This window comes from Candidatus Glomeribacter gigasporarum BEG34, assembly GCF_000227585.1.
GTDB lineage: Bacteria > Pseudomonadota > Gammaproteobacteria > Burkholderiales > Burkholderiaceae > Glomeribacter > Glomeribacter gigasporarum_B.
On sequence record NZ_CAFB01000034.1, the window covers coordinates 17,708 to 30,107 of the forward strand.

At 55.8% G+C, this 12,400-nt stretch carries 15 protein-coding genes; 9 read left to right on the plus strand and 6 right to left on the minus strand.

Annotated elements, in window-relative coordinates; translation table 11 throughout:
* Positions 1–4: 4 nt before the first annotated feature.
* Positions 5–466 (plus strand): ClpXP protease specificity-enhancing factor, encoded by a 462-nt coding sequence (locus CAGGBEG34_RS00735; protein WP_006682008.1) that lies wholly within the window; start codon positions 5–7, stop codon positions 464–466.
* Positions 467–519: 53 nt separating this feature from the next.
* Here the strand turns inward: CAGGBEG34_RS00735 and mrdA are convergent, their stop codons facing one another.
* The 4 genes from mrdA to CAGGBEG34_RS00755 are packed head-to-tail and all read right to left on the minus strand — an operon-like array spanning position 520 to position 4,952.
* On the minus strand, positions 520–2,451 hold the full coding sequence (mrdA, locus tag CAGGBEG34_RS00740) for a penicillin-binding protein 2 (protein WP_420885869.1): 1,932 nt from the start codon (positions 2,449–2,451) through the stop codon (positions 520–522).
* A 28-nt stretch (positions 2,452–2,479) separates the two neighbouring features.
* On the minus strand, positions 2,480–2,992 hold the full coding sequence (gene mreD / locus CAGGBEG34_RS00745; RefSeq protein WP_006682010.1) for a rod shape-determining protein MreD: 513 nt from the start codon (positions 2,990–2,992) through the stop codon (positions 2,480–2,482).
* Positions 2,989–3,897, minus strand: coding sequence for a rod shape-determining protein MreC (mreC, locus tag CAGGBEG34_RS00750; RefSeq protein ID WP_320408613.1), 909 nt, complete (start codon positions 3,895–3,897; stop codon positions 2,989–2,991). Before mreC ends, mreD begins: the two co-directional genes overlap by 4 nt.
* A gap of 11 nt (positions 3,898–3,908) precedes the next feature.
* The gene (locus tag CAGGBEG34_RS00755) at positions 3,909–4,952 is read right to left on the minus strand and encodes a rod shape-determining protein (protein ID WP_006682012.1); all 1,044 of its coding nucleotides are present in this window, start codon (positions 4,950–4,952) and stop codon (positions 3,909–3,911) included.
* An 87-nt stretch (positions 4,953–5,039) separates the two neighbouring features.
* Here CAGGBEG34_RS00755 and gatC point away from each other — a divergent pair, with 87 nt between their 5' ends.
* From gatC to CAGGBEG34_RS00785, 6 genes are all read left to right on the plus strand, one after another.
* Positions 5,040–5,348 carry an Asp-tRNA(Asn)/Glu-tRNA(Gln) amidotransferase subunit GatC gene (gene gatC, locus CAGGBEG34_RS00760; RefSeq protein ID WP_006682013.1) on the plus strand — a complete coding sequence of 103 codons (309 nt, stop codon included), beginning with the start codon at positions 5,040–5,042 and terminating at the stop codon, positions 5,346–5,348.
* A complete protein-coding gene (locus CAGGBEG34_RS00765) occupies positions 5,345–6,592 on the plus strand; it encodes a lipoprotein-releasing ABC transporter permease subunit (RefSeq protein ID WP_006682014.1) in 1,248 nt (415 codons plus the stop codon). The genes gatC and CAGGBEG34_RS00765 overlap by 4 nt, the downstream gene beginning before the upstream one ends.
* Before the next feature lie 132 nt (positions 6,593–6,724).
* Positions 6,725–7,417, plus strand: coding sequence for an ABC transporter ATP-binding protein (locus CAGGBEG34_RS00770; RefSeq protein ID WP_006682015.1), 693 nt, complete (start codon positions 6,725–6,727; stop codon positions 7,415–7,417).
* On the plus strand, positions 7,417–7,779 hold the full coding sequence (locus tag CAGGBEG34_RS00775) for a YraN family protein (protein WP_238984918.1): 363 nt from the start codon (positions 7,417–7,419) through the stop codon (positions 7,777–7,779). Before CAGGBEG34_RS00770 ends, CAGGBEG34_RS00775 begins: the two co-directional genes overlap by 1 nt.
* Before the next feature lie 14 nt (positions 7,780–7,793).
* On the plus strand, positions 7,794–8,396 hold the full coding sequence (locus CAGGBEG34_RS00780) for a phosphoheptose isomerase (protein ID WP_006682017.1): 603 nt from the start codon (positions 7,794–7,796) through the stop codon (positions 8,394–8,396).
* Positions 8,397–8,423: 27 nt separating this feature from the next.
* Positions 8,424–9,212: a BON domain-containing protein gene (locus tag CAGGBEG34_RS00785; protein ID WP_081463690.1), complete on the plus strand. Its 789-nt coding sequence runs from the start codon at positions 8,424–8,426 to the stop codon at positions 9,210–9,212.
* A 98-nt stretch (positions 9,213–9,310) separates the two neighbouring features.
* Here CAGGBEG34_RS00785 and CAGGBEG34_RS00790 read toward each other — a convergent pair whose 3' ends face one another.
* Positions 9,311–9,688 carry a thioredoxin family protein gene (locus CAGGBEG34_RS00790; RefSeq protein ID WP_006682019.1) on the minus strand — a complete coding sequence of 126 codons (378 nt, stop codon included), beginning with the start codon at positions 9,686–9,688 and terminating at the stop codon, positions 9,311–9,313.
* Between the two features lie 14 nt (positions 9,689–9,702).
* On the minus strand, positions 9,703–10,896 hold the full coding sequence (dprA, locus tag CAGGBEG34_RS00795; RefSeq protein WP_006682020.1) for a DNA-processing protein DprA: 1,194 nt from the start codon (positions 10,894–10,896) through the stop codon (positions 9,703–9,705).
* A gap of 81 nt (positions 10,897–10,977) precedes the next feature.
* Between dprA and def the strand changes: the two genes are divergently transcribed.
* Together def and CAGGBEG34_RS00805 are read left to right on the plus strand one after the other, a co-directional pair.
* Positions 10,978–11,481, plus strand: a complete 504-nt coding sequence (gene def / locus CAGGBEG34_RS00800) for a peptide deformylase (RefSeq protein WP_006682021.1) — start codon at positions 10,978–10,980, stop codon at positions 11,479–11,481.
* 113 nt (positions 11,482–11,594) lie between these two features.
* Positions 11,595–12,371, plus strand: coding sequence for a helix-turn-helix transcriptional regulator (locus tag CAGGBEG34_RS00805; RefSeq protein ID WP_006682022.1), 777 nt, complete (start codon positions 11,595–11,597; stop codon positions 12,369–12,371).
* Positions 12,372–12,400 lie beyond the last annotated feature (29 nt).

The window sequence follows — 12,400 nt, forward strand, 5'->3', positions numbered from 1 at the left end:
CGCCATGCAACCGTGTTCGCCCAAACCCTATTTGCTGCGCGCGCTATACGAATGGTGCAGCGACCAGGGTTATACGCCTTATATTGTCGTGCATGTTGACGCGCACACGCGCGTCCCGCGGGCCTTTGTGCGTGACGGGAAAATTATTTTGAATATCAGCTTTGATGCAACGGATCAGTTGAAAATGAATAACGACTGGATCGAGTTTAACGCGCGTTTCTCTGGAAAATCACACAAGCTCGAAATACCTGTGAGCAATGTATTGGCGATTTATGCGCACGAAAATGGACAAGGCATGAGCTTTCCGGCTGAAGCGCAACCTTCTTGCGTAAATGAGAATGAGGAAAGCAGTGATACTGCGGCAGATGAATCCGCTCCTGGCGCGTCCGGACAAGCGTCTTCCCGTTTCAAACCAGCGCGAACGACCGGGAAAAAGCGGGGCGCGCATCTAAAATTAATTAAATAAAAAAATAGAAGCCGTCTGACTTCTAAAGGCATCGCACTCTCATTGGCAGATACTTACTCTCCTCTCGCGCTTCCGGGAGCAGATTCGCGGGCGATGCTTTCCACTGTTTGAAGCGGCGTCTTGAACCGGTCAACCAGATAATAATCCAGCGTTTGCCGCGCAATGGGCGCCGCGGACTGCCAGGCCCAGCCGCCATTTTCAACAATCAGCGCGAGCGCAATCACCGGTTGATCGAGCGGCGCGAACGCGATGAATAAGGCATGATCGCGCCGCTCCCGCGCGACTTGATACGCATGGTATTTGCCGCCGCGCAGCGAATACACCTGCGCAGTGCCCGTTTTCCCGGCGGCCTGATACGGCGCGCCCCTAAAGCTGGCGGCTGCGGTGCCGCGCGTCATCACGTCTGCCATCGCGCGCTTAATCACCTCCATATCCTGTTGTTTGACATTGATCCGTCTATTTGCGCTGGACGCCGCCCTTTTAATATCAGTGTGCGCATCGCGGATGTCCCTGACCAGATGCGGCGTCATCGCCACGCCATGATTGGCCAAGGTTGCAACTGCATGCGCAAGCTGAAGCATGGTAAATGCGTTATAACCCTGGCCGACGCCCAGACTGATGGTTTCGCCTTCATACCATTTTTGCTGCGCGGGGCGGCGGTATGCGCGCTTTTTCCATTCGGTGCTTGGCAATACGCCGCGCGCCTCGCCTTCAAGATCAACGCCGGTCAATTGGCCAAAGCCCCACGGTTTCATAAATTCGGCAATCGCATTCACGCCCATTTCATGCGCGAGTATGTAATAGTAAGTTCCGCATGAAACTACAATGGATCTGGCCATATTCACCCAACCGTGCCCGCCCGGTTTGTCGTCGCGAAACACGTGACCCGCGAGCGTATAACGTCCAGAGTCATAAAAGCCCCACTGGGGCGTGCGTTTGCCTAGCGTCAATGCGGCGAGCGCCATAAATGGTTTATATGTTGATCCCGGCGGATAGGTGCCGCGCAACGCGCGGTTTAATAATGGGCGATCGGGTGATGTATTGAGCTCATCCCAATGTATTTGATCAATACCGTCCACAAACAGATTGGGATCGAAGCCCGGCGCGGACACAAAGGCAAGTATTTCACCCGTTGCGGGTTCAATCGCGACCAGCGCGCCGCGCCTGCCGGCGAACGCGCGTTCAGCAGCCTGTTGCAGACCGCTATCCAGGGTGAGTCCCAGACGATTCCCCGGCGTGGCCGGGCTGCGCCATAACGTGCGCACCGGCCGCCCGCCCGCCGTAACTTCAACCGCTTCAAAGCCTGTCTGGCCGTGCAATTCTGTCTGATAACTCTGTTCAATGCCTGTCTTTCCAATCGTATGACTGCCTTTGTAATTATTGGCGTTCAGACGCGGATCATACGGCCCCGGGCCATGTTCGTTGCGCGCGCTCGCAGCAGCTATACGCGCCTGATCCTGCGCTGAAATACGGCCGACATAGCCAATTGCATGCGCCGCAGTTGCCTGAAGCGGATAGCGTCTGGACCAGCGCGTGCGCACCTCGACGCCGGGAAAGCGGAAACGCTGCACTACAAAGCGCGCCACTTCGGCCTCAGTCAGATGCAGACGAATCGGAAGGCTGTGGAAAGATTTTGAATATTCGAGCAGCTTTTTGAAACGGCGTTTATCCGCCGCCCCAATTGCCACAACGCTGGAAAGGCGGCCAATCATATCGTCGAGCGCGCCATCGATTTTGGAAGCGGTTATTTCAAGCGTGTATGCTGGACGGTTTTCTGCCAGTACAACGCCATTGCGGTCAATGATCATGCCGCGGCTTGGCGCAACCGGCACAATGGAGATCCGGTTTTCATCCGCCTGTGCGGCATACCGCCGGTAATGCCAGAATTGCAGAAAGGCCAGACGCCCTGCAAGAAGCGCAAAGCATGAAAAGACAAAAATGCCCGCAATGACAATGCGCATCCGGAATTGACGCAGGTGTTGCACTGCATTGTTGAGTTCGATCATGTGCGTCCTATATAGGCCGCGTATCGTCCGGGTCAGGCGCGCGTTTCTGCGGCGCCAGCAACAGTATGTTGGCGATCGGCCAAAGCGCGGCGCAGATAAAACCGCTGAGCAGGGTTTTCCAGTCCAGAAAGGCTGCGCCCATCAGCACGCGGATGATAAAAGGCACCATGTGCGCCAGCACAAGCAATGGCAGCACATGCAAGACTTGCGCTGGCAGCGGAAACCACAGGACGCGCCGATGAATCATAATGGCGCCATATGAAAGCAGGGTATAGGCCAAGGCATGTTCGCCGAGCAGACTCGCATCATGCACGTCCATCAGCAGGCCAAGCGCAAACGCGATCCCGATGCCCACTTTGCGCGGCTGATGAATATTCCAGAACAGAAGTACCAGCGCGACGAAATCCGGCGCGCCCGGCCATTGTCTCCACGGCAGCAGATTCAGAATAAAAGCGAATGCCAGACTGAATGCAATAAAAGAAGGGGTGACCGGCAATAGAATGGGATGTGCGCGACTCATGGCGATGGTTCCAACCGATCCATACTTCGGGCATGCGCCGCATGCGCAGCGGCCAGCGGAGCCGGGTCCTGATAATGCAGCACCAGTAACTGGCGCGTGTTGCGCACGCGCGCCGCGGGCGCGCAGATCACGCGCGTGAATCCGCTCTCACCCTGCCGCTCGATCTTCACGACCTTTGCGACCGCCAAGCCTGGAGGGAATACGCCATCCAGACCGCTCGTCACCAGCGCATCGCCTGGCTGTATATCCGCGTTTACGGGAACAAAGCGCAACCGGAGCGCATCGCCGCGCGGCGTGCCGTAAATCACGCTTCTTACGCCAGACCGCACAGATTGCACCGGAATCGCTTGATCCTTATCGACCAGTAAAGTCACCTCGGCATGCGCGGGGTACACGCGCGTGACCTGACCGACGACGCCCGCTTCATTCATCACCGGCGCGCCTGCCTGTATACCCTGCCAGACGCCTTTATCAATCACGAGCTTTTGGGTAAAAGGATTGGGGAGATCATATTGCACTTCGGCAAGCGTGGTCTGAGCGGTCTGGCGGGCGTTCAGATGCAATAAGGCGCGCAAATGCGCGTTTTCGGCGGCCAGATGTCCGGTCTGCTGGGCGGCCAGCGCAAATTTCAGGCGCTGTGTTTGAAGCGTCCGGTTCTCAGCGTACAAGGCGGACAGGGAAACGAAAAATGATGAAACGCCCCGGACAATCTCGCGCGGCGCCAGCGCTGCGCGCTGCACCGGATACAGGCCCGCGCCAATCACCCGCCGCAGAGCCTCCACAGACCGGTAGCGCGCATCAAGAATGAATAATCCGAGCGCGAGCAGCACGAATACCACCAGCCGCGCCAAGGCGGAGGGCCCTTGTTTGAACAGAGGAGGCGGAGTGTCTGCCATAGCCGGCATGAAATGAACTTCTACTCATGTGAAAAAAGACTGCCCAATTTGTCCATACGATCCAGCGCCATGCCTGAACCGCGTACCACGCAGGTCAACGGATCTTCTCCAATCAACACTGGAAGGCCCGTTTCTTCAGCGAGCAAACGGTCAATATCGTTGATCAAGGCCCCGCCGCCGGTCAGCATCATGCCGCGGTCCGCAACGTCGGCCCCCAATTCCGGCGGGGTATGCTCAAGCGCAATTTTGACCTGAGAGACGATCTGGTTTAAGGGTTCGGTCAAGGCTTCGAGAATTTCGTTGCTGGACACTGTAAAACTGCGCGGAATGCCTTCTGACAGATTGCGTCCTCTGACTTCTATTTCCTTGATTTTGGAGCCTGGGAATGCGGCGCCGATATTTTTCTTGATCGTTTCAGCCGTTTGCTCTCCAATCAGCATCCCGTAATTGCGGCGGATATAGTTGACAATCGCTTCGTCAAATTTATCTCCGCCAACGCGCACCGAGCCCTTATAGACAATGCCGCCCAGGGAAACAATGCCCACTTCCGTGGTGCCCCCGCCGATGTCCACGACCATTGAGCCGGTCGCTTCGGATACCGGCAATCCGGAACCGATCGCGGCAGCCATCGGTTCCTCGATCAAATAGACTTGCGATGCCCCCGCGCCGTGCGCGGCCTCTTTGATCGCCCGCCGTTCGACCTGTGTTGAGCCGCACGGCACACAGATGATAATGCGCGGCGAAGGCGCAAAGCGGCGCGATTCATGCGCCATCTTGATGAATTGCTTGATCATCTGTTCAGTGACCGTGAAATCGGCAATCACGCCGTCTTTCATCGGACGAATGGCCTGGATATTGCCCGGAACCCTGCCGAGCATCTGTTTGGCTTCCTGGCCGACGGCCTGGATCGTTTTCTTGCCATTGGGTCCCCCTTCCTGCCGGATCGCGACAACCGACGGTTCATCGAGCACGATGCCTTTGCCGCGCATATAAATGAGCGTGTTCGCAGTGCCAAGATCAATCGCCAGATCATTGGAAAAATACCTGCGCAGAAAACCGAACATAGTCAAATTACCTTTTAAAACAGTCTTCCAGAGTAATGTTAAGATTGGCCATCATACCGTATAATTTTTAGCTTTTCCCTTCTCATAATGGCCCCGCCCGACTTTTCACTCTCTCTAGGCGATATTGAACATATTGCCGATCTTGCCCGTCTGGAACTTGCTGCCAGCGAAGCAGAACACATGCACGCGCAACTCAGCCATTTTTTTAAATTTGTTGCGCAAATACAGGCGGTAGATACGCACGGGATTGAACCGCTCGTCTATCCGGTTGAAGAAGGCTGCACGCCGCGTTTGCGCGATGATACGCTCACCGAATCTCCAGAGCGCGACGCTTGCCAGAACGGCGCGCCCGATATATATAACGGTTTGTATCGAGTGCCCCAAGTCATTGAATGAAGCTTCCTTACGAATGGCAGATCGGCTGGCGCTATACCCGCACTGGCAGACGCACCGCCGGAAATGGCTTTATTTCCTTCATTTCGCTGATTTCAATGGGAGGCATTGCGCTTGGCGTCAGCGCCCTGATTATTGTGTTATCGGTGATGAACGGCTTCCAGAAGGAAGTGCGCGACCGGATGCTGTCTGTACTGGCGCATATCGAAATACTTTCGCCCGCAGGCGCTTTGCCTGACTGGCGTCAGACGGCGGATGAAGCGCGCCGTCATCCGGAAGTGCGCGCCGCCGCGCCCTATGTCGAAGCGCAAGCCCTGCTTGCGCGCGGAAGCGCCGTTAGCGGCGTTGCGCTGCGCGGTATTGATCCAACCCTTGAAAAACAGATTTCCAGCATCGCGATGAAAGCCGGCGATCTTTCCGATTTGAAGGCGGGCGGATTTGGCATCGCGCTCGGCGCGCAACTGGCCGAAGACCTTGCGGTTCTGCCTGGCGATACGCTGACCGTTATCGCGCCGCAGGCAGAAAGCACGCCAGTGGGTTTATTGCCGCGCTATAAATTGTTCAGAGTCAGCGGCATTTTTGAGTCGGGCCATTATGAATTTGACCGTTCGCTTGCCTTGATTCATATGGCCGATGCGCAAACGCTCTTCAGACTGGAAGCCCCGACAGGTGTGCGCGTGCGCTTGCACGATATGCAGCGCGCCCCCGCCATTGCTCGCGCGCTCGCGCGTTCGCTCTCCGGCCAACTGTACGTGCGCGACTGGACCACGCAGAATCGCACCTGGTTCGCTGCGGTGCAGGTTGAAAAAAGAATGATGTTCATCATTCTGATGCTGATTATTGCCGTTGCCGCGTTTAATCTCGTCTCATCATTGGTGATGACTGTGACCAGTAAACAGGCAGATATCGCCATTCTGCGCACACTTGGCGCGCGACCCGCATCGATCATGCAAATTTTTTTCGTACAGGGGATGGCCATCGGCGCGTTCGGCACCGCGTTGGGGATTGCGTTTGGCTGCCTGATCGCGGCCAATATTCCAGTGCTTGCGCCGATGGTGGAGCGCGCATTGCATATTCAGTTTCTGCCGCCTAGCATTTACTTCATCAGCAGCCTGCCTTCCAATCTGGTCGTAAGCGATGTCATACGGATTGGCGGCTTCGCTTTTCTACTCTCCGTGCTCGCAACGCTTTACCCAAGCTGGCGCGCGGCGTGTATTGAGCCGGCAGCGGCGCTGCGCTATGAGTAGAAGTCATTTCATAAATAGGCGAAAGGCCGTCAGGCAGGGGAGGACGGAGCGCAGGAACCGGAATGTATATGGATACATGAGGATTCCGAGCACCGCCCGGCCCTGCATCACGGCCTTGCAGCCATTGATGACATGACTTCTAGCTCTGACTGCGTATTACAGGCGCGCGATATTGCCAAATCCTTTGTCCAGGGCAAGATTCGCGTTGAAGTGTTGCGCAGCGTGCAATTAAAGGTTGCGCGCGGAGAAACGCTGGCGGTGACAGGCGCCTCCGGAAGCGGCAAAAGCACGCTATTGCACGTGCTGGGCGGACTCGATGCGGCAGACGCCGGAGAGGTATCTGTGCTTGGCCAGCCGTTCAATGCCATCAGCGAGCGAGCGCGCTGCGCGCTGCGTAACCGCGCACTCGGTTTTGTGTACCAGTTCCATCATTTACTCCCTGAATTCAGCGCGCTTGACAACGTCGCGATGCCATTGCGGATCCGCCGCGTCGATCAGCGCGCCGCGCGCCGCCGAGCCGCCGAGACGCTCGCGCGCGTTGGCCTGACGGCACGCGCCAGACACCGACCGGGAGCGCTGTCTGGCGGCGAACGGCAGCGCGTCGCACTTGCGCGCGCGCTGGTCGCGGAGCCGGCCTGCGTACTCGCCGATGAGCCAACTGGGAACCTGGACGGCGCCACCGCCGAATCCGTTTTTCAATTGTTGCTGGATTTATCGCGTACTTTAAAGATCAGCTTTGTCCTGGTGACGCACGATATGGGGCTTGCAATGCGCTGCAATCGCGTACTGAAATTGAGAGAGGGCGGACTAAAAACCTGTTCATGATGATCTGCAATACACACGTCAAAGGCGCTTCTTTTGAAACGCGCGCGCTACACTACTTGCAGGCGCGCGCGCTGAAGTGCGTGGCGCGCAATGTGCGTTTTCGCTGCGGCGAAATCGATCTGGTGATGCGCGATGCAAGCAGTGTATTAGTCTTTGTTGAAGTGCGCGCCCGCGCCGGCTCGCACTATGGCGGCGCGCTCGCGAGCATTGATCAAGCCAAGCGCGCGCGCATCCAGCGCGCCGCGCATGCGTATTTATCCGGATGGCGCGGGCCGTTGCCCGCCTGCCGCTTTGATACCGTCACCTTCGACGGCGCGCAGGTCGTCTGGCTGCGTAATGCTTTTAGCGCCGATACCGTATAAAAGGAGTGGGGTGCATGGAACTTCCAGCCTCGATTGAAAGAATCCAGCGCCATTTTCAGGGCTGTATCTCAACGATACAGGAGACGCTCAACGCGCTTTCAGCGCCGCTGGCGGCGGCTGTCGACAGGATGACCCACTGTCTGGCGAATAATGGCAAAATCCTTGTTTGCGGCAATGGCGGTTCGGCGGCCGATGCGCAACATTTCGCCGCCGAATTGATCGGACGCTTTGAGCGCGAACGGCCAAGCCTGGCGGCCATTGCGCTGTGCGCGGATACTGCGGCGCTCACCGCGATTGGCAATGATTATGGTTTTACACAGGCGTTCGCCCGTCAGATTCGCGGCCTGGGTCAACCGGGCGATGTATTGATGGCGCTCTCCACCTCCGGCAATTCAGAGAACGTGCTGGCCGCCGTTGATCAGGCGCATGAATCCGGGATGAGCGTCATTGCCCTGACTGGAAAAGGCGGAGGCTGCGCGCGTGATGCGCTGCTCGATACCGATTTGCATTTGTGCGTACCCAGCGCATCCACGATGCGCATTCAGGAAGCCCATGCGCTGATTATCCATTGTTTGTGCGATGGCATTGATTTCATGCTGCTCGGCGAAACGCACTAGAGCATTGTTCCAATGAGGAATCCATAGATGAGGACACTGACCCGAATCCTAGAGCATTTTTCAGTCGATTTACCACTGGCGCGAGCGCGAAGACAGTATGGGGATCGATGCGGGCGGAGCAGGTCTCCATCGCAAAGCGATGGAGGCGACCCCGCAGCGATCCCGAATACACGGAGCAGAGAAGCGACACAGGGGAAATCACTGAAAAATGCTCTAGGACGCACAGCGTTGACGCTCAGCCTGCTGACTTCACTCACAGGATGTCCGCTGCTGCTGATTGGCGCAGCGGGCGCTGCAGGCGGCGGCGTGCTGGCGGCCGCAGATCGCCGTACCCTGCCCACCCAAGTAGAAGATCGCAGAATTCAGAGCATAGCCAATGCCCGCTTCATTCGGGCGTTGCCGGACGAGGCGCATATCAGCACTACGGTATTTAACCGGCGCGTACTGCTCACGGGTGAAGTGCCCGGTGAGACGGAAAAGCAGAAAGCGGAATCCATGGTGCGTGAAATCGCCAATGTGGGCGGCATTGTGAACGAATTGGCCATTCGGGGCGCAAGCTCAATCGGGGCGCGCTCAATGGACGCTTATTTAACAACGCGCGTCAAAGCGGCGCTGGTTGCGGCGAAGCATCTATCCGCGAATAACCTGAAAGTCGTGACCGAGCGCAGTATTGTCTATTTGATGGGGCTGGTGAGCATCGATGAAGGCAAGCGCGCGGCAGCGGTTGCCAGCCAGGTGCCGGGCGTGCAGCAAGTGGTGACCGTATATGAATATATTCAGCAAAAACCAGCGCCGGTTTCAACTGCGCCTGAATAGAGCATTTTTCAGTGAGATTGCCCAAGGAGCGAGCGCGAAGACAGTATGCACAATACGGCGAGCGCGAAGCGACACAGGGCAAGCCACTGAAAAATGCTCTAAACCAGCATAGGGCGCAAACTGGGCGCTGCATCCCCCTGCATCCTCTCCTCCGCCATAAAATGACGGATGAGTCGCTCAAGGATGCGCTTTTTGGCAGGCACTACGCCAAAGAAGCGCGTGCGATGCGCGTCTTCAATCAAAATCGTTGGAAAGTTTTCAATTTCCAATGTTTCGATCCGGTCTGCATGCGTTTCAATATCGATCCACACAAAGCATATTCCCGGATACAAACCGGCAAGCGCATCAAAGGTTGTTCGGTAGGCGCGGCAGGTATCGCACCACGCAGCGCATAGACACGCGACCAGAAGCGTATCCGGCGCAGCCAGACGGGCCGCAATTGTACGCGCATCGCTATCAAGATCATAAGCGGGCATGTCAAATCAACCTGTCACTTTGAAAGGCGGGCAACCCGACTGCCTGGCAACAGGGCAACCCAGCCCTCTATCTCCAGTTCAGACAGCGCGGCCTGCAACACGGGACTTTCCAGTCCAGTGCGTATCATGAGCGTTTCCAGAGCGCACGGATCGTAGCCAAGCGCTTCAAGCACGCATTGCTGCGTGGCGGACAGGCGTTGCCTCGACCTGTCTGGCGCGCCTTTTTTCATTCCTATTTGTGCCCCCGTTTTAAGCGCTGCGTGCTGCGGCCCATATTTGGGACGAAGCGCCGCAGCCGTAAGCGATGCCTGCGCGGGTTGCAGTTCATCCAGCACATCTTGAATAGACTCCACCAGTTTGGCGCCCTCTTTAATGAGTCGATGGCAGCCTTTTGACAACGGAGAATGAATCGACCCCGGAAGCGCAAACACTTCACGGCCCGCCTCAGCCGCCAGCCGCGCGGTAATCAGCGAGCCGGACTGCGCCGCCGCTTCAATCACCAGCGCGCCCTGTGCAAGACCCGCAATCAGGCGGTTGCGCTGCGGAAAGTGCGCAGCGCGCGCGGGCGCGCCAAGCGCCCATTCGGACACGATTGCACCAGACGCGGCAATCTGTTGCGCAAGCGCATGGTGACGCGCCGGATAGACAAGATCGATGCCCGTGCCCATCACCGCGACGGTGCCCGCACGGCCCTCAAGCGCGCCTTGATGCGCTGCGCCGTCGATTCCCAGCGCCAGTCCAGACACAATGCACAAGCCCGCATCGGCCAGCGCGCGCGCAAATTGCGCCGCATTCTGAAGCCCCTGGGGACTTGCATGACGGCTTCCCACTACCGCAAGCGCGGGCATATGGAGTTTCGCCAGGCGGCCGCGTACATACAGCACCGGCGGCGGGTCGGCGATTTCAAGCAGGGCGCGCGGATATGCAGGGTCGGCGAGCGTCACGAAATGATGGTTGGGTGCAAACGCCCATTCCACCGCGCGCATATGGACTGCATCATGACTGTGGTCATCGCGCGCATGCAAAACTGCTTGCGCGTGCTGCTCGCCTACTGCATGCGCGAGCGCGGTATAGGATTGCCCGAAAATTTGTTGCGGCAATCCAAAGGCTGCCAGCAGGCGGCGCACCGTTATCGGCCCAAGGCCCGCAGCGCCTGTTAAACGCAACCAGGCTTTAATTTCATCCTCAGTAAGAGTGAGCCTTTGCATCATGAGGAAGAGAGTCTTCTATCCTTGAATTCTGTATGTTTGTTAAACTCACTACAAGCCGGCTCCCCATTCAGCATACTGATGGCCTTGCTCAATATCCTGTGTTATCCCGATCCCCGCCTTCATACCGTCGCGCAGCCGGTGGCCGAAGTGGATGCGCGCATCCGCCAGTTGATACGCGATATGGCCGAGACGATGTACGCAGCGCCTGGCATCGGGCTCGCAGCAACGCAAGTGAATGTCCATCAGCGCGTGATGGTGATTGACGTTTCTGACACGCGCGATCAGTTACAAGCATTTATCAATCCCGAACTGACTGAAACGAGCGCGCAAACCAAACCCGGCGAAGAAGGTTGCCTATCTGTACCCGGCATTTACGACACCGTCGAACGTTCAGAGCGGATCCGTCTGCGCGCGCTCAATGAAGAAGGCAAAGCTGTTGAAATCGACGCGAACGGCTTGCTGGCTGTGTGTATCCAGCATGAAGTCGATCATCTGAACGGCAAAGTATTTGTTGACTATCTCTCTGCGCTCAAGCGGATGCGCATTAAGACAAAAATGAAAAAGCGCGCACACGCGCGTTGATTTTGAACTAAGCAGGTGAATTATAGAATGCATTAGAGTACCTCTTATCAAAAAATAAGATTACGCTTAATCGATGCGAAACTCCTGAAAATTTTCATCGATTGGGAAACCTTATGAATACTGCTCAGATTCTGCCTGATCTAAGGCGTATCAGCCTTGACGGGAGTTTGTTATATGATTTTGTCGAGAAATTTCCAGAGTCATCTCATATAAGAGAAATGCAGACGAAGAAATATTTAATGGTAAATCATCATATGGTGAGTGACTGTGGACTGCAAACCGTTGATGACATCATTGGATATACACAGAACGATATCTGGTTTGATAGCACCATTCAGAAGAAGAGGAGTTTGAGTCAAACCACAATATCAAGTTTTAAAAATAGAATAAAGAAGATTGATAAAATTGAGAATCAAGTTCTATCGACTAAACATTCTGTAACCGCTCAATGCTTTTTCCTTAACAGTAGAGGACATGTTGGTTTTGAAACAGTCGTTAAGACTGGAATTCAAAACCACGAAGGTAAAATGATTGCATTCTTGACTATTTGCATTTGCCTGACTCACCAGGTCCCATTAAGTACACTGCTCAAAATTTACCAAGTCTTTTATCCTCATAAGGAAGCCATCCAAAAATTCTTGAGTCATTTCAATATAGAAAGTTATTTTGATCCTCATGCGCCTCTCACTCAAAAAGAAATAGAAGTGCTCATTGCGATGCGCGAGAATTCCAGATGTAAAGTGATCGCCAATAAATTTGGATGTAGTGTACCAACAGCCAGCAGTCACATCAGTAATATTCATGGAAAATTAACGTCGGGCACCTTACACGACGTGCTGCACAAATTGTCCGCGCTACCTGAAGATGAACAAATCATGTATGCAGTTTAAAAACAACCTGATCCTAATAGGGCTGGTTT

Bases quoted from the DNA above. Each gene is read 5' to 3' on its own strand.
- CAGGBEG34_RS00735 (WP_006682008.1), top strand. From the start codon at position 5: ATGCAACCGTGTTCGCCCAAACCCTATTTGCTGCGCGCGCTATACGAA.
- mreD (WP_006682010.1), bottom strand. From the start codon at position 2,992: ATGAGTCGCGCACATCCCATTCTATTGCCGGTCACCCCTTCTTTTATT.
- mreC (WP_320408613.1), bottom strand. From the start codon at position 3,897: ATGCCGGCTATGGCAGACACTCCGCCTCCTCTGTTCAAACAAGGGCCC.
- CAGGBEG34_RS00755 (WP_006682012.1), bottom strand. From the start codon at position 4,952: ATGTTCGGTTTTCTGCGCAGGTATTTTTCCAATGATCTGGCGATTGAT.
- gatC (WP_006682013.1), top strand. From the start codon at position 5,040: ATGGCCCCGCCCGACTTTTCACTCTCTCTAGGCGATATTGAACATATT.
- CAGGBEG34_RS00765 (WP_006682014.1), top strand. From the start codon at position 5,345: ATGAAGCTTCCTTACGAATGGCAGATCGGCTGGCGCTATACCCGCACT.
- CAGGBEG34_RS00770 (WP_006682015.1), top strand. From the start codon at position 6,725: ATGACTTCTAGCTCTGACTGCGTATTACAGGCGCGCGATATTGCCAAA.
- CAGGBEG34_RS00775 (WP_238984918.1), top strand. From the start codon at position 7,417: ATGATCTGCAATACACACGTCAAAGGCGCTTCTTTTGAAACGCGCGCG.
- CAGGBEG34_RS00780 (WP_006682017.1), top strand. From the start codon at position 7,794: ATGGAACTTCCAGCCTCGATTGAAAGAATCCAGCGCCATTTTCAGGGC.
- CAGGBEG34_RS00785 (WP_081463690.1), top strand. From the start codon at position 8,424: ATGAGGACACTGACCCGAATCCTAGAGCATTTTTCAGTCGATTTACCA.
- CAGGBEG34_RS00790 (WP_006682019.1), bottom strand. From the start codon at position 9,688: ATGCCCGCTTATGATCTTGATAGCGATGCGCGTACAATTGCGGCCCGT.
- dprA (WP_006682020.1), bottom strand. From the start codon at position 10,896: ATGCAAAGGCTCACTCTTACTGAGGATGAAATTAAAGCCTGGTTGCGT.
- def (WP_006682021.1), top strand. From the start codon at position 10,978: ATGGCCTTGCTCAATATCCTGTGTTATCCCGATCCCCGCCTTCATACC.
- CAGGBEG34_RS00805 (WP_006682022.1), top strand. From the start codon at position 11,595: ATGAATACTGCTCAGATTCTGCCTGATCTAAGGCGTATCAGCCTTGAC.